The 19,548-nt window shown below is 64.3% G+C and carries 18 protein-coding genes; 13 read left to right on the top strand and 5 right to left on the bottom strand.

Going from position 1 to position 19,548, the window contains the following annotated elements; all coding sequences use genetic code 11:
* Positions 1-17 precede the first annotated feature (17 nt).
* On the bottom strand, positions 18-851 hold the full coding sequence (locus tag ACFWPK_RS14520; protein WP_378915533.1) for an SDR family NAD(P)-dependent oxidoreductase: 834 nt from the start codon (positions 849-851) through the stop codon (positions 18-20).
* Complete coding sequence (locus ACFWPK_RS14525; RefSeq protein WP_378915535.1) at positions 848-2,395, bottom strand: flavin-containing monooxygenase; 1,548 nt, start codon at positions 2,393-2,395, stop codon at positions 848-850. The genes ACFWPK_RS14520 and ACFWPK_RS14525 overlap by 4 nt, the downstream gene beginning before the upstream one ends.
* A gap of 68 nt (positions 2,396-2,463) precedes the next feature.
* On the opposite strand from ACFWPK_RS14525, the gene ACFWPK_RS14530 reads away from it, so the two are divergent.
* On the top strand, positions 2,464-3,099 hold the full coding sequence (locus ACFWPK_RS14530) for a TetR/AcrR family transcriptional regulator (protein ID WP_378915537.1): 636 nt from the start codon (positions 2,464-2,466) through the stop codon (positions 3,097-3,099).
* A gap of 12 nt (positions 3,100-3,111) precedes the next feature.
* Here the strand turns inward: ACFWPK_RS14530 and ACFWPK_RS14535 are convergent, their stop codons facing one another.
* The 3 genes from ACFWPK_RS14535 to ACFWPK_RS14545 form a co-directional block, all read right to left on the bottom strand.
* A complete protein-coding gene (locus ACFWPK_RS14535; protein ID WP_378915539.1) occupies positions 3,112-3,861 on the bottom strand; it encodes a response regulator transcription factor in 750 nt (249 codons plus the stop codon).
* A 125-nt stretch (positions 3,862-3,986) separates the two neighbouring features.
* Positions 3,987-4,847: a P1 family peptidase gene (locus tag ACFWPK_RS14540; RefSeq protein ID WP_378915541.1), complete on the bottom strand. Its 861-nt coding sequence runs from the start codon at positions 4,845-4,847 to the stop codon at positions 3,987-3,989.
* A gap of 47 nt (positions 4,848-4,894) precedes the next feature.
* The gene (locus ACFWPK_RS14545; protein ID WP_378915543.1) at positions 4,895-6,268 is read right to left on the bottom strand and encodes a cation:proton antiporter; all 1,374 of its coding nucleotides are present in this window, start codon (positions 6,266-6,268) and stop codon (positions 4,895-4,897) included.
* Between the two features lie 208 nt (positions 6,269-6,476).
* On the opposite strand from ACFWPK_RS14545, the gene ACFWPK_RS14550 reads away from it, so the two are divergent.
* The 12 genes from ACFWPK_RS14550 to ACFWPK_RS14605 all read left to right on the top strand — a co-directional run bounded on the left by ACFWPK_RS14550 (position 6,477) and on the right by ACFWPK_RS14605 (position 19,548).
* Positions 6,477-7,364, top strand: coding sequence for a class I SAM-dependent methyltransferase (locus ACFWPK_RS14550; RefSeq protein ID WP_378915545.1), 888 nt, complete (start codon positions 6,477-6,479; stop codon positions 7,362-7,364).
* Positions 7,365-7,406: 42 nt separating this feature from the next.
* On the top strand, positions 7,407-8,246 hold the full coding sequence (panB, locus tag ACFWPK_RS14555; RefSeq protein ID WP_378915547.1) for a 3-methyl-2-oxobutanoate hydroxymethyltransferase: 840 nt from the start codon (positions 7,407-7,409) through the stop codon (positions 8,244-8,246).
* A complete protein-coding gene (locus tag ACFWPK_RS14560; RefSeq protein ID WP_378915549.1) occupies positions 8,227-9,573 on the top strand; it encodes an aspartate aminotransferase family protein in 1,347 nt (448 codons plus the stop codon). The genes panB and ACFWPK_RS14560 overlap by 20 nt, the downstream gene beginning before the upstream one ends.
* Before the next feature lie 26 nt (positions 9,574-9,599).
* Positions 9,600-11,078 (top strand): aldehyde dehydrogenase family protein, encoded by a 1,479-nt coding sequence (locus ACFWPK_RS14565; RefSeq protein WP_378915551.1) that lies wholly within the window; start codon positions 9,600-9,602, stop codon positions 11,076-11,078.
* On the top strand, positions 11,068-11,934 hold the full coding sequence (gene panC / locus ACFWPK_RS14570) for a pantoate--beta-alanine ligase (protein ID WP_378915553.1): 867 nt from the start codon (positions 11,068-11,070) through the stop codon (positions 11,932-11,934). The genes ACFWPK_RS14565 and panC overlap by 11 nt, the downstream gene beginning before the upstream one ends.
* A 2-nt stretch (positions 11,935-11,936) precedes the next feature.
* Positions 11,937-12,950 carry a TauD/TfdA family dioxygenase gene (locus ACFWPK_RS14575; RefSeq protein WP_378915555.1) on the top strand — a complete coding sequence of 338 codons (1,014 nt, stop codon included), beginning with the start codon at positions 11,937-11,939 and terminating at the stop codon, positions 12,948-12,950.
* A gap of 292 nt (positions 12,951-13,242) precedes the next feature.
* Positions 13,243-13,911, top strand: a complete 669-nt coding sequence (locus ACFWPK_RS14580) for a LuxR C-terminal-related transcriptional regulator (RefSeq protein WP_378915556.1) — start codon at positions 13,243-13,245, stop codon at positions 13,909-13,911.
* Positions 13,912-14,035: 124 nt separating this feature from the next.
* Positions 14,036-15,097, top strand: coding sequence for an LLM class flavin-dependent oxidoreductase (locus tag ACFWPK_RS14585; protein WP_378915665.1), 1,062 nt, complete (start codon positions 14,036-14,038; stop codon positions 15,095-15,097).
* Between the two features lie 2 nt (positions 15,098-15,099).
* Positions 15,100-16,350 carry an MFS transporter gene (locus tag ACFWPK_RS14590; protein WP_378915558.1) on the top strand — a complete coding sequence of 417 codons (1,251 nt, stop codon included), beginning with the start codon at positions 15,100-15,102 and terminating at the stop codon, positions 16,348-16,350.
* Positions 16,347-16,835, top strand: coding sequence for a cobalamin B12-binding domain-containing protein (locus ACFWPK_RS14595; RefSeq protein WP_378915560.1), 489 nt, complete (start codon positions 16,347-16,349; stop codon positions 16,833-16,835). Before ACFWPK_RS14590 ends, ACFWPK_RS14595 begins: the two co-directional genes overlap by 4 nt.
* On the top strand, positions 16,835-18,070 hold the full coding sequence (locus ACFWPK_RS14600; RefSeq protein ID WP_378915562.1) for an acetyl-CoA carboxylase biotin carboxylase subunit family protein: 1,236 nt from the start codon (positions 16,835-16,837) through the stop codon (positions 18,068-18,070). Before ACFWPK_RS14595 ends, ACFWPK_RS14600 begins: the two co-directional genes overlap by 1 nt.
* Positions 18,067-19,548: a hypothetical protein gene (locus ACFWPK_RS14605; RefSeq protein ID WP_378915564.1), complete on the top strand. Its 1,482-nt coding sequence runs from the start codon at positions 18,067-18,069 to the stop codon at positions 19,546-19,548. The genes ACFWPK_RS14600 and ACFWPK_RS14605 overlap by 4 nt, the downstream gene beginning before the upstream one ends.

Below are 19,548 nucleotides of genomic sequence, written 5' to 3' on the forward strand. Positions count from 1 at the left end.
GAGTTTCCTGGATCTTCTCAGTTCGGCATGAAGCGGCCGTTGACCACGGCCGAGATCCGGCTGTAGCCGGAGGCGAGCAAGCGCACGCTCACGTCGAGCACCTTGGCCTCCCAGCCGATGAGCACGCGGGCCTGGCCCTTGCGCACACCCTCGGTGATGGTCTGCGCGGCCATCTCCGGGCTGTGGATCGCCAGGTACTTGTCGAACAGCGAGGCGGCGTTGGCGCCGTCCATGCCCTCGGCGTAGGTGGCGTTGCGGGCGACGGCGGTCTTGATGCCGCCGGGGTGCACACAGGTGACCTTGACCGGCGCCTTGGCGATCTTCATCTCCTGGAACAGCGCCTCGGTGAAGCCGCGCACCGCGAACTTGGCCGAGTTGTAGGCCGCCTGGCCGGGCACGGCGACCAGGCCGAAGAGGCTGGAGACATTGACCACGTGGCCGTCGCCGGACTCGATCAGCAGCGGCAGGAACGCCTTGGTGCCGTTGACGACGCCCCAGAAGTCCACATCCATGATGCGTTCGATGTCTTTGAACTCGGTCTTGACCACGTCGCCGTGGTAGGCGATGCCCGCGTTGTTGTAGATCTGGTGCACGACACCGAAGTGCGCCTTCACCTGATCGGCGTAGAGCAGGAACGACTCACGCTCGGCGACATTGAGCCGGTCGGACTTGACCTGCGCGCCCAGCTTCTCGCAGGAGGCGACGGTCTGGGCCAAGCCCTCGGTGTCGATATCGGACAGCGCGAGCTTGGCGCCACGGGCGGCCAGGTTCTCGGCCAGTGCGCGGCCGATGCCGGAACCGGCTCCGGTGATCACGCATACCTTGTTCGTGAAGTAAGCATCTTTGCTCACTGGGCTACCACTTTCTGATCGTCGGCGCGCGAGGCGTCAGAGGTTGTCACATTGTAGGCATCGACATCGAATTGTCTTGTGAGACTGCGGAACCGGAAGGTGAAGTCGGGCCACAGGGTGGTGTTGTTGCCGTGCTTGTCCAGGTACCAGCTCGCGCAGCCGCCAGTGTTCCAGACGGTCTTGGCGAGCTTGTCCTGCAGCTCGCGGTTGTAGGCCTGCTGGACGTCCTTGCGGACCTCCACAGTGTGCAGGCCCTTGGCGTCGATGGTCGCGAGCGCGCTGGCCACGTAGTTGATCTGCGATTCGATCATGAACACCATCGAGGTGTGGCCGAGGCCGACGTTCGGGCCGACCAGGAAGAACATGTTCGGGAAGTTCTCGATCGAGGCACCCTTGTACGCCTGCTGGCCGACCTCGTCGAACACCTCCGACAGTGAGCGACCGTCACGGCCGACCACCGTCTCGTAGACGGGGGAGTCGGTGACGTGGAAGCCGGTCGCCACGATGAGCGCGTCGATCTCGCGCTCGGTGCCGTCCTTGGTGATGATCGAGCCCGCCTTCACCTCGGCGATGCCGTCGGTGATCACGTCGACATTGTCGCGATCCAGCGCGGGGTAGTACTCGTTGGAGATCAGCATGCGCTTGCAGCCGATCCGGTAGTTCGGGGTGACCTTCTTGCGCAGTTCGGGATCGCGGATCTCGATCTGCAGTTTGGCGCGCGAGATGGCTTCGAAGGCCTTCATCAGTACCGGGAACCTGGTCAGGCCGACGACCTGGGTCTCACGGATGGCGTAGATGGCCGCTCGCGAGAGGCGCTGCGCCCCGGGGATGTGCTTGAACGCCAGCCGCTCGGGCAGCAGATACGGGCGATCCGAGCGCGGCAGCAGCCACGGCGCGGTGCGCTGGTAGACGTCGAGCGTGGCGACCTTGCTCGCGATGGCGGGCACGATCTGGATGGAGGAGGCGCCGGTGCCGATCACGGCGACGCGCTTGCCGGTGAGGTCGGCGTCGTGGTTCCAGCGGGCGGAGTGGAAGATCTCGCCCTCGAAGTCGTTGATGCCCTTGATATCGGGCAGCGACGGCTCGCACAGCGCGCCGACCGCGGAGACCACGGTGTCGGCGGTGAAGTTGCCCTTGGTGGAGCCGATCTCCCACTGCGCGGTGGCATCGTTCCAGCGGATGCTCTGCACATCGCAGTCGAAGATGTGCCGGTCGAGCACGTCGTAGCTCTCGGCGACACCCTTGATGTAGGACTGGATCTCGCCCTGCTTGGAGAACGAGCGCGTCCAGTCGGGGTTCAGCGCGAACGAGTACGAGTAAAGGTGCGAAGGCACGTCGCAGGCGGCACCGGGGTAGGTGTTGTCGCGCCAGGTGCCGCCGACTTCGCTGCCGCGCTCGAGCACGAGGAAATCGTTGCGACCCTCCTGGCGCAGCCGGATGGCCAGGCCGAGCCCGGCGAACCCGCTGCCGACGATGATCGTCTTCACGTGGCGGGTTTCGGCGACCCGGGGCTCGACAACGTTGTCTGTAACCTTACGACTCATATACTGCAGACTACGGCCTTATTGAGACGGAGTCAACAGCTATTGAACCAGATTCAGTAGTGGCTAGGATGACCGTTGTGAGTACCAGGAGTGCGGGAGAGACGAAACGTGTGCGGCTCAGTCCCGAGGAGCGTCGGCTGCAGCTGATCACCCTCGGTGCCGAGATGCTGGTCGACCGGTCGCTCGAGGACGTCTCGGTCGACGACATCGCCAAGCAGGCCGGCATCTCGCGCGGGCTGCTGTTCCACTACTTCGCCTCCAAGCAGGAATTCCACGAGGCGATCGCCCGGCATGTGAGCACCGAGTTCTTCACCGCGATCATGCCCAACCGCGAACTGTCGCTGTTCGACATGCTGCGCGACTCGATCGAACGGTTCGTCGACTACGCCACCGAGCACTCCGCGTCCTACCGCTCCGTGCTGCGCGGGCCTGCCAGCGTCACTCCCGATATGGCCGACTATGTCAACGAAACCCGCGGCGCCATCGCCGATCTCATCGTCAGCGAACTGCCGCTGCCGCCCGAGGATCCCGATCTGGCCCGGCTCACCTTGGCCATTCGTGGCTGGATCGCCTTTGTCGAGGAGACCATCCTCACCTGGATGATCGACAAGCCGATCAGTCGCGAGGCGCTGGTCGACCTGCTGGTCGAGTCGTTGCCCGCGCTGGCGTTGAGTCCCGCGCTGATCGCCGCGCTGCGGAGCTGAATCCGGCTCCTACTATCGCGTCTCCGCAATCCCATGGATCTCCGCCTGCACCGCGAGCACAGCGGCTTCGATACGGCTGGTAACCCCGAGCTTGCCGAGAATCCGGCTGACGTATTCCTTGACGGTATTCGGGCTGATGAACAGCCGGTCGCTCACCTGACGATTGGACAATCCGTCGGCGATCAACGTCAGGATCTCGCGTTCCCTTCTGGTCAGGGTCGAGAGCTGCTCCGCCAGATCGCTCGCGGTCATATCTACCGCGCATATCGGTGATTGGGGCCCCACAGAAACCACCGCCCCCAGTTTCAGGACCCGCAAAGCCTCTAGCACGGCCGCGATTCCGAGCTTCACCGACAACACGGCATCCACCCGGTCGGCAAGCGGCGACGGTTCGGTATCCCGGTCGATGACGAGAGTGATCATCGGTGGGTACTCGAGTTCCTGCAACCGAACGGCCGCGCCGGGCCACTCACGGTTCGATTCCACAGCGCCGTCCACGATCACGATATCGGGTCGCAGTCGCTCGTGGGCGGCGACTGTATCGCGCACGCGGCACGTTCCGGCCAGCGTGAAGTCCGCGGCAGCGGCCACAGCCGCTTCGAATTGTGTTCGCAGCAAAGGCGTTTCGGTGACCAATAACAGAGTCGAATGCCGCGGCTGCTGCGGCAGGGCCGGCAGCGAGTTGATCGTCGCTCGTGGTGGTAGCGGCGGTGGTTGTGCGACTCTGGTCGAGGATTCGCGGGGCTCGGGTTCGATCGCCATTGTTGTTCCCCCCGTGGAACTCTCGCACTCTGGATAGTACCAACGGTACCAATGCATCGGGGTCCCGGAATGTGACAGTCGCCATAGTGGGCGGCCAGGAGTGAGCTCGATCCGGTGCCGCGTCGCTACCGCGGCCGGATCGACCGAATGGCTTGGGTGACAGCCGCCAGTGCCATGAGCCGTACCAGGTCGACATCGGCGTCGACCCGGCCTGTCGCGGCCGCGATGAAGCCGTCACCGTCGAACCGGGCATGGGGCGGAGTGATCGCCCGGGCCAACCCATCGTGCGCGCCCTGGGCCACGATGTGACAGCCCATCTTGTCCAGCCTGGCATTGGTGACCACCACGCCGACCGTCGTGTGTGTCCATGCTGTGGGATCGACGGGCCGTGCGAGGGTCATCGCTCCCAGATCGATCTCGGTCGTTCCGTCGTCGATGTCGCCGAAGGAGTTCACTACGCAGACCGCGCCGACGACCAGATCATCGAGGCGGCGTTGGGCGGAGGCGATGCCGCCCGGACGCCGCCCGGCGGGACCGCGCCACTGCGATGTGTAGGCACCCGCTCCGGCCCCGACGCGACCGGAGGTGGGCTGGTCCTCGGCGGCCGAGCACGCGGCCGCGTACCCGTTCGCGGCAGTGGGACGGGCGGCGGAACTGCCCGCGGCGAGGTCGAAGATCGCCAGCGTCGGCACGATCGGCACCGGGCCGGCAGGTGTCGCTATACCGCGGCCGCGTTCCTCGAGAAAGCGCATGACGCCGTCGGCGGTGGCGAGCCCGAAAGCCGAGCCGCCGGTCAGCACCGCCGCGTCGGCGAAGGTCACCATCTTGTCCGGGGCGAGCGCGTCGAGCTCGCGGCTCGCCGGGGCGCCACCGCGCACCTCGCAGGATGCGGTCGTGTTCTCGGGAAAGAGCAGAACGCTACAGCCTGTCTCGCCGATCGGGTCCGTCCAGTGCCCGATCCTGAATCCGGGAACATCGATCGCCATGATCTCTCCTGTCGCAGGCGAAGTGGCGTGTCGCCGGCGTTCGTCGGTCATCGGGCAGGTGTCTGTTCGAGGGGGATTGCCTGCTCCGAGTGGTCGGGCTTCGGTGCTTCACCCGACGGTCCGAAGACGAACCCGTTTCGCCATGCGCTCCGTTCGAACAGCCGCTGGAGCGGGCCTGCGACAAACGTGGTGATGATCGTCATCAGGACCAGGACGGTGTAGAGCTGGCTGGTGATCAGGTCGGCGTTGAGGCCGATATTGAGCAGGATCAGCTCCATGAGACCGCGAGCATTGGCCAGGGCGCCCATCGAACCGGCCTCACGTCGGCTCATGCCCTGCCATCGAGCCGCGAGATACACCGAACCGAACTTTCCGGCGAACGCCACCGCGAGGACGGCCACCCCGGCGACCAGTACCGCCGGTTGGAAGATCAGGCTCAACTCGGTGTTGAGGCCGGAATAGACGAAGAAGGCGGGGAGAAAAAAATAGGCGACCAGAGGCTCGAAACGTTCCAGGACGCGGTCGAGTAGCTCGCCGCGCGGCATCACAGCGCCGACGACGAACGCTCCGAAGACCGAGTAGATGCCGACAAGGTCGGTGAACCAGCTGGCCAGCACAATGACGATCAGGACGACCGAGAGGTAGTTGATCGGGATCGAGCTGGATTCCTCCTGGCGAGTCTGCGACGTTGTCCAGGTGTGGAAGCGGGCCAGCAGCCGCCGGGCGACGGTCACCATGAACAGGAAATAGATCGCTCCGCCGCCCACGGCGATGAGCGCCCCGCTCATGGAATCCTGTGTCGTCGCGACGACGGTCGCGAGCAGCACCCAGGCACACGCGTCATCGACCGCCGCGCAGGACAGCGACATCGTTCCGAGCCGGGTGTTCAGCAGCCCCGCGTCGTAGATGATCCAGGCCAGCATCGGAAAAGCGGTGATGGCCACCGCCGCGGCGAGGAAGAGTCCGCCCTGCCATGACTCGACTTCCGCGGTGAAGAATCCGCCTGCATCGACGAGCAGCCATCCGGTCACGCCACCGAGCACCATGGGCACCACGACGCCGGCGGCCGATGTCGCGGTGGCCTGCCGACTGTGGGATCGCAGGATGTCGAGCTTGAACGACGCCCCCACCATGAACATGTAGAGCACGAGTCCGAGCTGGCCGATCACATAGATGGCGGTCAGGTTCGGGTGGGTAACGGCCGCGCCCTCGACCACCAGTTCGGTGGGGAAGATCCACTCCTGTACCGACGGAGCCACCCAGCCGAGCACCGACGGACCCAACGCGAATCCCGCGACCATCATCGCGACGACTTGTGCCTGACCCAGTCTCCGAAAAATAAGAACAAAAATCCGATACGCGATCAAGATGACAGCGACCTGCAGGAAAAGTTGGGTGGTGACTTCTAACAGCGTTGGCATAATGCCCCCGATTTCTGATCCGCCGACTTCGAATCAAACCTTACGCAGACCACTTCGAGATCTGCATCCACCTGGACGGGGGGATGCCTGACTCGGGGTCGCTGACATACGCTTCATCCCATCCGGTCAGAAATGCCGAGACATCGGATGAAGGGTGCCGGAAGGTAGCCGATGAAGCGTGTCATCTTTCGATAGATCGTGAGGCATCATGCGTACAGATGGTGACGATTGGGATATTGTGACCAGCGTCGGTGCAACCGCGTTGCTCGTTGCGACGTTACGGTCACTGGGAGCGGCCGAACCTGATCCACTGGTACAGGACGATTTTGCTCGGCTCTTTGTCGAAGCGGCGGGCGACACATTCTTCTCCCGCGCGCTGACGGATCCTACGCTGACGGCTGGATCTTCTTTTCCGATCGATCATATGAGTCTGCGCACGAAGCATTTCGACGAATTCTTCTTGTCGGCGGCCGCCGAGGGGATCGGGCAGGCGGTGATCGTCGCCGCCGGGCTCGACGCCAGAGCGTTGCGGTTGCCGTGGCCACCCGGAGCGGTCGTCTTCGAGATCGACCAGCCGAGGGTGCTCGAGTTCAAGGATCGCGTTCTCGCAGCACACGAGATCGAATCGGGCCCGCAGCGACAGGTGGTCGCCGTCGACCTGCGCGACGACTGGCCGAGTCGGCTGTGTGCGGCCGGCTTCGACGCGGCACGGGCGACCGCATGGTCGTGTGAAGGACTCCTCGGATACCTACCCGGCGCCGCGCAAGATGCCCTGTTCGAGCGGATCCACGCATTGTCGGCGCCGGGCAGTCGACTGGCGGTCGACACATTCGTATCCGGACTGGATATCGAGCGGGTCGTCCGCGTCGAAGGTCGAGGGATCAACAAAGATCTGATGGGTGGAATAGATGTAACCGAACTATTCTATACCGACGAGCGCAGTGATCCCACTCGATGGCTTGAATCTCATGGCTGGACGGTGCGGTCGACCCTTCCCGGAGAATTGTCGAACGCCTATGGGAAAACGATTCCGAGGGCGGCTTCCGGCGAGGCCAACATGTCCGACTGGACAGAATATCTGACGGCAATCAAATAGCGCGGATAACAACAGTTCTGCTATATGGGGAGGTAATAGGAGATGGATACGCTCTATGGAGCTCCGACACTGCATTCCGGAAAGCGCAGGGTGCGGATCAATCAACTCCGGGAGTGGAAGGATGCCGGACAACCCTGGGCGATGTTGACCGCCTACGACTACTCCACAGCACGGATCTTCGATTCGGCCGGTGTGCCGGTACTGCTGGTCGGTGATTCCGCGGCGAATGTCGTCTACGGCTACGACACCACGCTGCAGGTCGGGCTCGACGAGATGATGCCGCTGGTGCGTGCGGTCTCCCGCGCGGCCACGCGCTCGATGGTCGTGGCTGACATGCCATTCGGTACCTATGAGGCATCGAACGAGCTCGCGTTGACGAATGCGGCGTCCTTCATGCGGGAAGGGAACGTACACGCGGTGAAGCTCGAAGGTGGCGAGGCGGTGGCGCCGCAGATCAGCGCCCTGGTGCGCGCGGGCATCCCGGTCATGGCCCATATCGGCTTCACGCCACAGAGCGTGCACGCGCTCGGTGGATTTCGGGTTCAAGGCCGTGGCGACGAGGCGGCCGAGAACCTCGTCCGGGACGCGAAAGCGGTCGAGCAGGCGGGCGCATTCGCGGTGGTGCTGGAAATGGTTCCCGCGGAGATCGCCGGCCGGATCGCCGCGCTGCTCTCGATCCCGGTCATCGGATGCGGTGCGGGCAGCGGCTGCGATGCGCAGGTCCTCGTCTGGCAGGACATGGCCGGTTTCACCGATGGCCCGAAGCCGAAGTTCGCCAAGCGTTTCGGTGCCGTCGGGGATGCGCTGCGGGTGTGCGTCGAGGAGTACATGAACGCCATCGAGTCCCGGACATTCCCTGACGATGACCATTCCTTCCAGTGAGTCACTGATGGACGAATACGATCCGGTCTTCCACTCGTGGTCGGCACAGGCGCGGGTGGACCGGCCGGTGATCGCAGGCGCACTGGGGAGTTGGTTCTGGGACGAGAGCGGGAGACAGTACCTCGATCTCGCGTCGCAGCTGGTGAACGTGAATCTGGGGCATCAGAATCCTGATCTGCTGAGTGCTGTGCGCAAGCAATCCGAGGTCTTGTGTACGGTCTCGCCCCAGTTCGACAACGACGTCAGAACCGAGCTCGCGAGCCTGATCGTGGCCCGCGCCCCGATATCGCGTGGCCGCGTCTTCTTCACCTCGGGCGGGGCTGAGGCCAACGAGAACGCGGTGCGCCTGGCAAGGCTGCACACCGGACGCCAGAAGACGTTGTCGTCCTACCGCTCCTACCACGGGGCCACGGCCGGCGCTATCGCGATGACCGGGGATCCGCGCCGTTGGCCGAACGAGCCGACGGTCGCCGGATCCGTGCACTTCACCGGCCCCTATCTCTATCGGTCCCCCTTCCTTTCGTGCACCGAGATCGAGGAATCGGCCCGGGCACTGCACCACCTCTCCGAAACGATTCGGCTGGAAGGGCCGGAAACGATCGCGGCGATCATTGTCGAGCCGGTGGTCGGCACCAACGGTGTGCTCGTTCCGCCGGACGGCTACCTCGCGGGTATCCGCGCGCTGTGCGATGAATTCGGGATAGTGATGATCGCCGACGAGGTGATGACCGGCTTCGGCCGACTCGGGGAGTGGTTCGCCGTCGACCGATGGGGGGTGGTTCCGGATCTGATCACCTTTGCCAAGGGTGTGAATTCCGGGTATGTCCCGCTCGGGGGCGTCATCATTTCGGAGGCCGTTGCCGAGTCCTTCGCCGAGCGGGCCTACGCAGGTGGGCTCACCTACTCGGGACACCCACTTGCGTGCGCACCCGGGGTCGCTTCCATCGAATACATCGAGCGCGAAGGAATCCTCGACAAGGTCCGCCGCGACGGCGCGGACTTTCTGGCACCGCGCCTGCGGCGATTGGCGGATGACCATCCCGTGGTCGGTGATATTCGAGGTGCCGGCCTGATGTGGGCCATCGAATTGGTGCGAGACCGCGAAACCCGCACGCCCCTGGTCCCGTTCAACGCCACCGGCGAGGCGGCCTCGCCGATGCGCGAACTCGGCGCGGCGATCATGGATCGCGGTGCGTGGCCCTTCATACATATGAACCGTCTCCATATCGTCCCGCCACTGACGATCAGTCGGGATGATCTTGCGCTGGGAATCGAAATAGTCGACGAAGCATTGTCGACTGTCGATCGGTTTGCCGGCCAGATGTGACCAACCGCTTCGATAGGACCCTCACTGTGACCGTGCAACACCTTGTCGACAGAATGCGCAGCGGCCCGCCGGATGTGGAAGTCTCCGAATACGTATCGCGGGCGCGGCGAGCGCAGCGCGAATTCGACGCGTACAGCCAATCCGAGGTCGATCGAGTCGTCACCGCGGTGGGCTGGGCGATCTATGAGCCGACGCGCGCTCGTGCACTGGCAGAGTTGGCGGTTCGGTCCACCGGAATGGGAATTGTTTCCGACAAGTTCGACAAGAACAGGCGGAAAACGCTGGGTACACTCAGCGATCTTCATGGCGTCGTCTCGGTCGGCGAGATCCATCGTGACGACGCGGCTGGAATAGTCGAGTACGCGAAACCGATGGGCGTGGTGGCGGCGATCTGCCCCTCGACGAATGCCGCCGCCGCGCCGGCCAACATCTCGATGCACATATTGAAAGGCCGTAACGCGGTCGTCCTTTCGCCTTCGCCGCGAGCTCTCTCCACCTGTCGTGAACTCGTCGGATACGTTCGCGCCGAGTTGGGGGCGATCGGCGCGCCGGCGGATCTGGTCCAGGTGCTCGATCCGGTCACCAAGGCTCGTTCGGACGAATTGATCGTGGCCGCCGATTTCGCGGTCGTCACGGGATCCGAAGCCAACGTACGGGCGGCCTATCGCAGTGGAACTCCTGTCAGCGGGGTCGGAAAAGGTAATCCGCAAATCATCGTCTGCGCCGATGCCGACATCGTCGCGGCGGTCGAAAAAATTGTCAAGAGCAAGACTTTCGATAATGGAATAAGTTGTTCATCGGAAAGTGTGTTGCACATTCAGGAATCCGTCTACGGTGCGGTGACCGTGGCGTTGTCCGATGCGGGCGGGCAACTACTCGAAGGCTCCGAGGTCGAGCGTTTGCGGGACCTGATGTGGCTCGATGGAAAGCTGAATCGGGACGTAGTCGGTAAAACTGCGCACCAATTGCTCTCGGCGGCCCGGATCGAACCGCGGCCGGGTGTCGGATTCATCATGGTCGAATTGTCCGACTGTGATGAACTCGACCCGTTCAGTGGTGAAAAAATGGCCCCGATACTGGCCATGCACTCCTACGGTGGCCTGGATGAAGTATTGGGCCGGATAGGGAACATTCTCGACTATCAGGGGGCGGGCCACTCGTGTGGAATCCATACCGTGAGTACGGAGGCTGCGGAAAGAGTCGCCGCGACGGTGCGGGTAGCGCGCGTGATCGTCAATCAGCCGCACGTCGTCGGAAATAGTGGTGCGTTCGACAACGGCCTGGCGTGCACATTGTCCGTCGGTGGCGGTACCTGGGCAGGAAACAGCACGTGTGACAACATCGACTATCGGCACTTCATCAATCGGACAAAGCTTGTCCGGACAATTCCGGCCATCGTTCCGGACGAAGAAATTCTGTTCTCCCGCTACCTCCGTTCGGCTGCACAGGTCGTCAGCGGTGGCGAATTCGCTCCGATCCGTGAGGTGCAACGACATGGTAGGTAGTACGCCGACGGTGCAGCACGATCCATCCACCGTGGCAGCGATCTCGGCGGACCTGCGCGAGGCCGGCCGCAGGGTCGCGCTCGTTCCCACCATGGGCGCGCTACACGAAGGGCATCTCGCATTGGTGGAACATGCGCGCGCGGACCACGACGACATCATCGTGTCGATTTTCGTCAATCCACTACAGTTCGGCGCCGGTGAGGATTTCGATCGCTATCCACGCACCCTGGAGTCGGACGTCCGGTTGCTGAGTGAGGTCGGCGTCGAGCTGGTTTTCGCGCCGAGCGCCGCGGCGATGTATCCCGATGGTCGGCGCACGACCCTCGTGCCGGGGCCTGCCGGTGCCGACCTGGACGCTGTCACGCGCCCGGCGTTGTGGACCGGGATGCTCACCGTGGTCGCGAAGCTGTTGCAGATCACCCGACCGACGTCAGCGTTCTTCGGCGAGAAGGACTTCCAACAGCTGGTGCTGATTCAGCAGATGGTACGAGACCTGAATTTCGATATCGACATCGTCGGTGTACCCACCGTTCGAGAGCATGACGGCCTGGCGATGTCGTCGAGGAACCGTTTTCTGAGTGCGGCTGAACGGAAGACGGCGGCGGTGCTCTCGACGGCGCTGATGGACGGGGTTCGGGCGCAGCGCGACGGTGTCGACGCGATCCTGAAGGCGGCCGGGGCCGTCCTGGACGCCGTCGTCGAGATCGACGTCGAGTATCTCGAGGTCCGCGACGATGAACTGGGGCCCGCGCCGGACGCCGGTCCGGCTCGGCTGCTGGTCGCGGGGCGCGTCGGTAGCACACGTCTCACCGACAATATGGCGCTGAAGATCGGGGAAAGGGAACGGGGAGAATAGACATGTTCGCGGTTTCGGACCTCATGCATACCAAGCCGATTATCGGACCCGCTGCCTGGGTGCGTGCTGATTTCACGGGTCCCGACCAGTGGACGGTCGCTTTCAGCGCGGACGACATCGCCGAGTTGTTCGCTGCGCTCGAGCACGCTCGGGCGACCGGGAAGGCCTTCCGGGATCTCACCCGCGACGACTTCCCACTCGACGGCCTGGTCGCGAAACTCCGCGAGGTCTCCCGAGAGCTCGACGAGGGGCGGGGATTCGTGGTGCTCAGCGGATTCCCGATCGATTCCGATATTCCCGGCATCGATGTCGAGACCATGTACTGGGGCCTCTGCGCGCACCTCGGGACCGCGGTGACGCAGAACGGGCTCGGTGAGGTCATCGTCCGCGTGGCGGACTACGGCAACGGGGGGTTGGCGAACAGCGCGAGTCGTGGCTATCAGACGAACGAGTCGCTACCGTTTCACACCGACAGCTCGGACATCGTCGGGCTGCTGTGCCTCAACTCCGCAGGGGCGGGTGGGCAGAGCAGCCTCACGAGCTCGATGACAATACACAACGAGTTGGTACGCGACCATCGCGAATTGCTGGGTGTGTATTACACGGGGTTCTATTACGACCGCCGCGATGAACAGTCGAGAGACGAGTTGCCCTATTACCGCAACTCGGTCTTTGCCTGGCATCACGATCGCCTGACCTGCCGGTACTATCTCCGTCAGTTCATCGAGTCCGCCCGGGAGCGATTCGGAATTCATGTGTCGGAGGTCGAACGACTCGCGCTGGACACGTTCGACATGATCGCGAACCGGCGCGAGAACAAAGTGGACATGCATATTCATCCCGGTGAAATCCAGCTGGTGAACAATAATGTCATCGTGCACGCCCGCGCGGCCTACACGGATACCGATCGGGTGAGCAGGGAATTGCTGCGGATCTGGCTCAATCCCTCCGATTCTCCTGCGCCACCGGCCGGGCACGCGGCATTCCGCGATGGCATGCCGCCCGCAATGCGATGAGATCGACTGTACTGCATAACATTTCAGATGGTGTGCCGCTGTCGCATCGTCTCCACAGCTGTAAACTCCCCCGGTCGGGGGGGTGTGCAGCTGATCGAGCGGCGCATATCCTTGGTCCGGATAAACGGATTGTGAGCATTGATTGAATGCGCAGGAACTGCATGCGCTTCCCCGATGATGTGGTAGTCGATGACAGCTGTCCAGCAGCTGGATTCGCATTTCGTCAGTACTGAGCTAGGGGACTGGTATGTCGATTACCGAGTTCGATTGTGTCTTCGGCGGAACCGAGTGTGTGTCACCGCGAGGGCGCACCATACTGGTCGCCTCGGATTCCCCGTCCACACGGAAAAAGTTCGAGCAGGTTCTCGGTGTCGACCAGCGGGTGGCGCTCGTCCGAACCTCGACCTTCAGCGAGCTGGTCGAGAACGCGCGGCACTGTCGGCCCGACATCGTCCTGCTCGAAGCGTCAGGAGGTCTGCGGCCAAGCCTGGGCGTGCTCATTCAGGAGCTGCGGTCACTGGATCACCCGCCGCGGCTCGCACTGCTCGTGCAGCGCAGAACGCCGCGCGTCGGGATCGCCTGTGTCGATGCCGTGTTGACCGCCGACTTCGGTGTGCCGGCGGTGCTGGAGTCGTTGACGCTGGTGGCGACCGGTGTCGTGGTCGCCGCGGCGCCGGTGACCGCCTCGGCGCGGCCGGCCTCGTCGGCGCAACTCGCCATGCGGCAGAGGTTGTCGAGCCTGACCGAGCGGGAGCGGGAGATCCTTCGGCTCATCGTCTGTGGCCTGTCCAACCGCGACGTCGGCGCCCGGCTGTTCATCAGCCCCGACACGGTGAAAGAACACGTCGGCCGGATCCTCGCCAAACTCGACGTGGCGACCCGCGTGGGGGCCGCGGTCGCGGCGGTTCGGGCGGATCTCGGGCAGTGGGGCAGACCGCTCGAACACGTCGTCGCCGGATGACGGCGAACGATATCCCCCGATCGGGTGGATGTCGAATTCGCGCGCGCCGACTATTCTGAACCTGTCGAACAGGGAAATTGCGGCCGCGATAAAATCGGAAATATCGAGAATTCTGAGGGTGCCGATGCTTCGTCCGCTGAGATTTCACTGGTGCTCGCCGCTCGATAGTGGCCAGCAAAAAGCCACCGATAAATATGATGTCGGGGCACTCGATTTCGACGGAATCGTCGGCTTCGCGCAAGAAGCCGAAGCCCTCGGCGTCGATTCTTTGCTCATGGGAATCAGCTATCATATGCCGGACCCGCTGCCGATGATCGGCGCCCTGGTCCGGGAAACCGAGCGGGTGAAATTCATTCTCGCGTATCGGCCAGGGCTGCTGCCGCCGACACTGTTCACCCAGATTGTCAACACGGTGTCGTGGATGTCCGACGGTCGCATCTCGCTCAACCTGGTCGCCGGGATCTCCCCGGCCGAACAGGCCTACTACGGTGACTTCCTCGCCCACGACGCACGCTACGCGCGTTCGCGCGAGTTCCTCGATGTGCTGCACAGGTTTTGGCGGGGCGAGAGTCCGCTCACCTTCGACGGCGAGCACTACCGGATCGACCAGGCGCAACTCGGGCTCGGATACAAGGGCGGTGGCAGGCCCGAGATCTACATCAGTGGTGCTTCGGAGGTGGCTCAGGAAACCGCCATCGAACACGGTGACTGCTGGCTTCGCTATGGCGACACCCCAGAGGGCATCGCCGTGGCCGCACAACCGGTGCTACACAAGGCAACCCGAGTCGGCATCCGCATGCATGTCCTGGCGCGCGAGACCCGAGCTCAGGCGCTGACAGACCTGGCCGCGACGATGCGTGATCCTGACGAGGATCATCGCGCGTGGGTCGAGCAGTTCGTGGCTGCTTCCGATTCCCACGCGGTCAAGAACTCGTTCCGCCTCGCCGACCAGGCGGATGACGACTGGCTGTCGCCGATGATCTACTCCGGCGCCGTCGCCTACCGGGGCGGACCCGCGCTGTGCGTGGTCGGCAGCTACGCCGAGGTCGCTGAGTACCTCGTTCGATACAAGGCCGCGGGGGTCAGCGAGTTCATCTTCTCGGGGTGGCCGACGCGCACCGAAATGCGCACCTTCTACACCCACGTCCTGCCACTCGTCCGGGAACGCGAGCAGGCGGAGCAGTAGCGATGACATCGCCGCCGGCCCCGGCGCGTGATCGGGGACTGTTCGCCTTCGGCGTCCTGCTCGGCCTGATCGCCGAGCAGGTGGTGCTGTTCGCGGTACCGCTGCTCATCTTCCAGGAAACGAAGTCGCTGGTCGGGCTCGGCGTCGCGTTCGCGCTGGAGTGGCTACCCAGTCTGCTGGCCTACCCGTTCGCGGGGTTGCTGGCCGACCGCGATGGAGGCGCCCGGCTCTTTCGGCGGGTTGCCATCGCCCGAGCCGTGATCCTGTGCTGCGTCGGGGTGATCTGCTTGACGATTCCTTCCTGGACGACCCCCGCCCTGATGATCGGTGGCGGGTTCCTGTCGCTGTGCATGGCGCCGACCCGCATGTCGGTCGAGAAGATGGTGCCGCGACTGGCCGTCGGGGATCGGGTCGCGACGATGCAGTCGCTCGTGCAGAACATGGAGCTGCTGGCCATGGCGATCGGGCCCGCCGCGGCGGCGCTGGCGGCGGTGTATCTGGGCAAGGTGTGGCTGCTCGGGGTGGCCGCCGTGGTTTTCCTGATCAGTGCGGCGTGCTGGTTGCCGCTCCCACGTGGCGCGGTACCGGCCGTCGTGAACGGATCGGCGCGCGCGATCGCGCACGAGCTCGGCATCGGTTGGCGGCTACTGGCAGGCAATCGCCCTGTGCTGCTGCTCGGAATTCTGAACTTCGCCATCAACCTGTCGGTCGCAGCGTTGCTCACCTGCAATGTCGCCCTGGTGACGGGGGTCTTCCACGCGGCGGAGTCCTCCTACGGACTGCTCAACGCCGCCGTCGGCGTGGTGGGTCTGCTGAATCTGGCGATGATTCCGTTCCTGGTGAAACGCTTCGGGATCGGCATGATCGCGGTAACGGGATTCACGGTGCTGTGCGCCGCGCTGTTGCTCGTCGGCGCCGCGGCGGCCTTCTCCGTCTACGCGGTGGGATTCGTCGCGGTGATCGCGGGCGTGGCTATCTACAACGTGTACAACCGGACTCAGCGCCTGAAGGTCATCCCGCATGAGCATCTCGGCAAGGTCATGGGTCCCTTCTATCTGCTCAACCTCCTGTCCTACCCGATCGCGGGCGTGCTGGTCGCGACCCTTGGTACCGCGGTGGGAGCGCAGCGCCTGATCTTCGGGCTGGCGATCGGGCTGTGCCTGTTCGGTTCGATCTTCCTTCCCCTCACGATGGCGAGTTTCCGGGTGGCGATCGCCGCCAAGGCGAGCATGCCGGTTGGAGTTGTCTCATGAACGCACGTTTTCGATGCGTGCTCAGCACCGTCGAATCCGATTCGCACATCTGGAATCTCGTCTACCTGCAGAAGGTGCTCGAAGAGCACGGCGCCTCGGTCCGGAACCTCGGGCCGTGCACGCCGATCGACGAGGTCTGGCACGCGGTCACCGTTGACCAGCCGGATCTGCTGGTTGTCTCGAGTGTGAACGGCCACGGGTACCACGGCGCCAGTGCGCTGTTGACGGCTCTGCGCGCGCGGGGTCTCACCGTCGCCTGTGTAGTCGGCGGCAAGCTGACCACCGCGATGTCAGCCGGGGACCAGGTGCGGCGTGAACTGCTGGCCCTGGGCTACCTCGATGTCTTCACCAGCGACGACGCGATCGAGAAGTTTCGTCGCTTCTTGAATCGCGGTGCGGTATCAGGATTTTCGTCGTGGCAGGCGGAGGCTGCGGTGGTGCCGCCCTGGGACAGCAGTTCCGTGCTGACACCGGAGGTGTCCTGATGCATATCGTCGTAGTCAATCGGTGGCCTCGATTCGCCGACGGAGTGCGTTGGGACAACGAGCTCACCCGATATGAGGACTTCCTCGACCATGTCGGCAACCAGGTGAGTTACATCGTCGATGCCAACGGCGCCGCGGGGGTTCTGGTGGGGGAGCCGCTGATCGCGCATCTCGAACAGGTCGAGGACGTCAACGATGTGGCTCTGCTCCGCGCCGCGGTCCGACGGACGGCCGAGCGGGTGGGCCGGGTCGATCGTCTGATCGCTTTGTCGGAGTTCACCCTCGGCGTCGCGGCGCAGGTTCGCGAGGATCTCGCGATCCCGGGACCGACCACCGCGGAGGTCGCCAGATACCGGGACAAAGTGCGGATGAAGCAGGTACTGGCCGATGCCGGAATCCGGGTGCCCCGCTTCGTATCCTGCGGGAGTCCGGATCAGGTGCGCGCCTTCGCGGACCGGTACGGATTTCCGGTGGTGCTCAAGCCCGTCGACGGCGCGGCCAGTATCGGCGTGCACAAGGTGGCGGATCCGGCGGCGCTGGATCAGGTGCTGGCCTCGATCGACCTGTCGGGGTACGAGGTCGAGGAATTCGTCGACGGCACCATCTACCACGTGGACGGCTACGCCGACGGCGAGGCGCGGATCGACTTCCAGGTGGTCTCCCGATACGTCAACGATTGTCTGTCGTTCGCCGGCGGCGCACCGCTGGGCTCGGTGGTCGTGCAGCGATCGGAATTGCGTGCACGCATCGAAGAATTCACCCAGCGATGTATCGAGGCGCTGGCCCTGCGAACCACTCCGTTTCACCTCGAGCTGTTCGTGACCGCCGATGACGAGTTGGTGTTCCTCGAGGTCGGCGGGCGGGTGGGTGGGGCCGAGGTACCCCACCTGCTGAACAAGCTCTTCGGCATCAATCTCTACGAGGTGTGGCTCAGAGCGCTTGCCGAGCAACCGGTTCCGTCGCTGGTCAAGGTCGGCGATCCCTCCGGCGGCTGGCTGGTGGTGCCGAAACCCGACCGTTGCGTGCGGGTCGTCGAGGCGGGCTCCATGCGCGCCGAGGTGCCGATCATCTGGCGCGAGCTGCTGCCCGCGCCGGGCGAGGTGCTGGATCCGGGAGGTTCCTACGATGCCGTGCACTCCGGCCGGTTCATCGTGCTGCACGACGACGAACACGCGGCCGAGGCCGGCATCCGAAAGATCATCGACGACTTCTGCTTCGAGGCGGTACCGGTATGACCGAGCACGATGACCTGAATCTGTTCCAGCGCTTGATCGCTCACCTGTCCGATGTCGAGCGGCGCGGCATCGACGCTGTCGGCGCGGCATTGATCGACGCGGCCGGTGGCATCGACCGGATCGGTGACTACAAGGTCATGGTCGCCTATGGCGGCGGCAAGGACAGCACCTATGTCGTCGCCATCGTCCGCGCTGTCCAGTTGCGGGTGCAGCTCGACCACGGTCGCACGTTCACGCTGCGGGTGGCGAATATGAGACACGCGGGTGTGCCCACCGCGGTGATGGAGAACATCGACCGGGTGTACGCGGCGTTGCGGATGCTCGACGACGACCGGACCGAGCTCCTCACCGTCGACCGCACCGAGATCCGGCGGTTCCGGGTCGACCTGCCGTTGCCGGAGAGCGTGGTCACCGTCAATCGGCTCGACGTGCTCATGAACGGCCACCGATCGGCCGGTGACGGTCGGCCGACGTTCTGCAACAGCTGCAATCTCGCGGTCGCGGACTTCTACGGCCGGGCGGGCTGGTGGGACGGGGGCGTCGACGCGATCATGACGGGCGACTCCCGGCGTGAGCAGGCGCTGTACGCCGCGTGGATCCGACGGCTGGCTCGCGAGACCGGAGTCGAGCCGGATCGCACTGGGACACTGGACTTCTCGCAGCTGCTGACCGCGCTGCGCGGTATCGGCGACGCCTACTACCGTGAGTTGTTCGGCGACGGTGACGACGTGGTGCTGGCCGAGCGTTCGGTCGCCGTCGGCAACCGGACGATCCAGCCGCGCTTCGTCTCCATCTACGACGTGGTGAGCTATCGCGTGCACGATCACTGGGACCTGATCGTCGACTTCCTCGGATTCCGATTCGACGACCTGGCCTTCAGCTTCACCGAGTCCGATTGCGCGAACCCCACACTGATGGCTCATCTGCGTGGACTGCGAGCCGAGCTGGTCGACGGACGCGGTTACGCGGCCGGAATCGGCGAGTACCTGGAGTTCGCCGAGTCGATGATGCGCAAGAAGGAGATGCCCGACCGGCTCATCGCGTTGGCCCTTGGCCGATACGACTCGCCGACGAAGATCAGCGAACGCCGAGCCCTCGCCGCGGACTACGCCCTGCGAGCGTTCGGCCTCTCGGAGTCGGCCATGGCGGCAATCGTGTTCTCCCCCTTCACCGACCAGGGGCAGCGCCTCGCGGCCTTCCTCGAACGGTGCCATGCCGACCATCTCGACAGACTGGACCGGTATCACGCGGCCTTGCGAGCCGAGCCGGGCACCGAATCCGAGGCCGACTGGCTCGCCGGGGTTTCCGGGCTGTCGATCGCGCTGCTGCGCACGCTCTACCACGATGCCCTGGTCGATTTCTCCCGACGCGACACCGTCATGGCGCGGGTGCGCTCCGGTGACCCGCACAAACAGCAGGTGCGGACGGTCGATCCACGCACGGGCGCGCCCGTTGTCGAGCTGATCTCGGGGCGCTGA

It is taken from the genome of Nocardia sp. NPDC058519 (assembly GCF_042719755.1).
Classification (GTDB): Bacteria; Actinomycetota; Actinomycetes; order Mycobacteriales; family Mycobacteriaceae; genus Nocardia.

Coding starts and splice junctions, on each gene's coding strand:
- ACFWPK_RS14525 (WP_378915535.1), bottom strand. CDS start 2,395: ATGAGTCGTAAGGTTACAGACAACGTTGTCGAGCCCCGGGTCGCCGAA.
- ACFWPK_RS14530 (WP_378915537.1), top strand. CDS start 2,464: ATGACCGTTGTGAGTACCAGGAGTGCGGGAGAGACGAAACGTGTGCGG.
- ACFWPK_RS14535 (WP_378915539.1), bottom strand. CDS start 3,861: ATGGCGATCGAACCCGAGCCCCGCGAATCCTCGACCAGAGTCGCACAA.
- ACFWPK_RS14540 (WP_378915541.1), bottom strand. CDS start 4,847: ATGGCGATCGATGTTCCCGGATTCAGGATCGGGCACTGGACGGACCCG.
- ACFWPK_RS14545 (WP_378915543.1), bottom strand. CDS start 6,268: ATGCCAACGCTGTTAGAAGTCACCACCCAACTTTTCCTGCAGGTCGCT.
- ACFWPK_RS14550 (WP_378915545.1), top strand. CDS start 6,477: ATGCGTACAGATGGTGACGATTGGGATATTGTGACCAGCGTCGGTGCA.
- panB (WP_378915547.1), top strand. CDS start 7,407: ATGGATACGCTCTATGGAGCTCCGACACTGCATTCCGGAAAGCGCAGG.
- ACFWPK_RS14560 (WP_378915549.1), top strand. CDS start 8,227: ATGACCATTCCTTCCAGTGAGTCACTGATGGACGAATACGATCCGGTC.
- panC (WP_378915553.1), top strand. CDS start 11,068: ATGGTAGGTAGTACGCCGACGGTGCAGCACGATCCATCCACCGTGGCA.
- ACFWPK_RS14575 (WP_378915555.1), top strand. CDS start 11,937: ATGTTCGCGGTTTCGGACCTCATGCATACCAAGCCGATTATCGGACCC.
- ACFWPK_RS14585 (WP_378915665.1), top strand. CDS start 14,036: ATGCTTCGTCCGCTGAGATTTCACTGGTGCTCGCCGCTCGATAGTGGC.
- ACFWPK_RS14590 (WP_378915558.1), top strand. CDS start 15,100: ATGACATCGCCGCCGGCCCCGGCGCGTGATCGGGGACTGTTCGCCTTC.
- ACFWPK_RS14595 (WP_378915560.1), top strand. CDS start 16,347: ATGAACGCACGTTTTCGATGCGTGCTCAGCACCGTCGAATCCGATTCG.
- ACFWPK_RS14600 (WP_378915562.1), top strand. CDS start 16,835: ATGCATATCGTCGTAGTCAATCGGTGGCCTCGATTCGCCGACGGAGTG.
- ACFWPK_RS14605 (WP_378915564.1), top strand. CDS start 18,067: ATGACCGAGCACGATGACCTGAATCTGTTCCAGCGCTTGATCGCTCAC.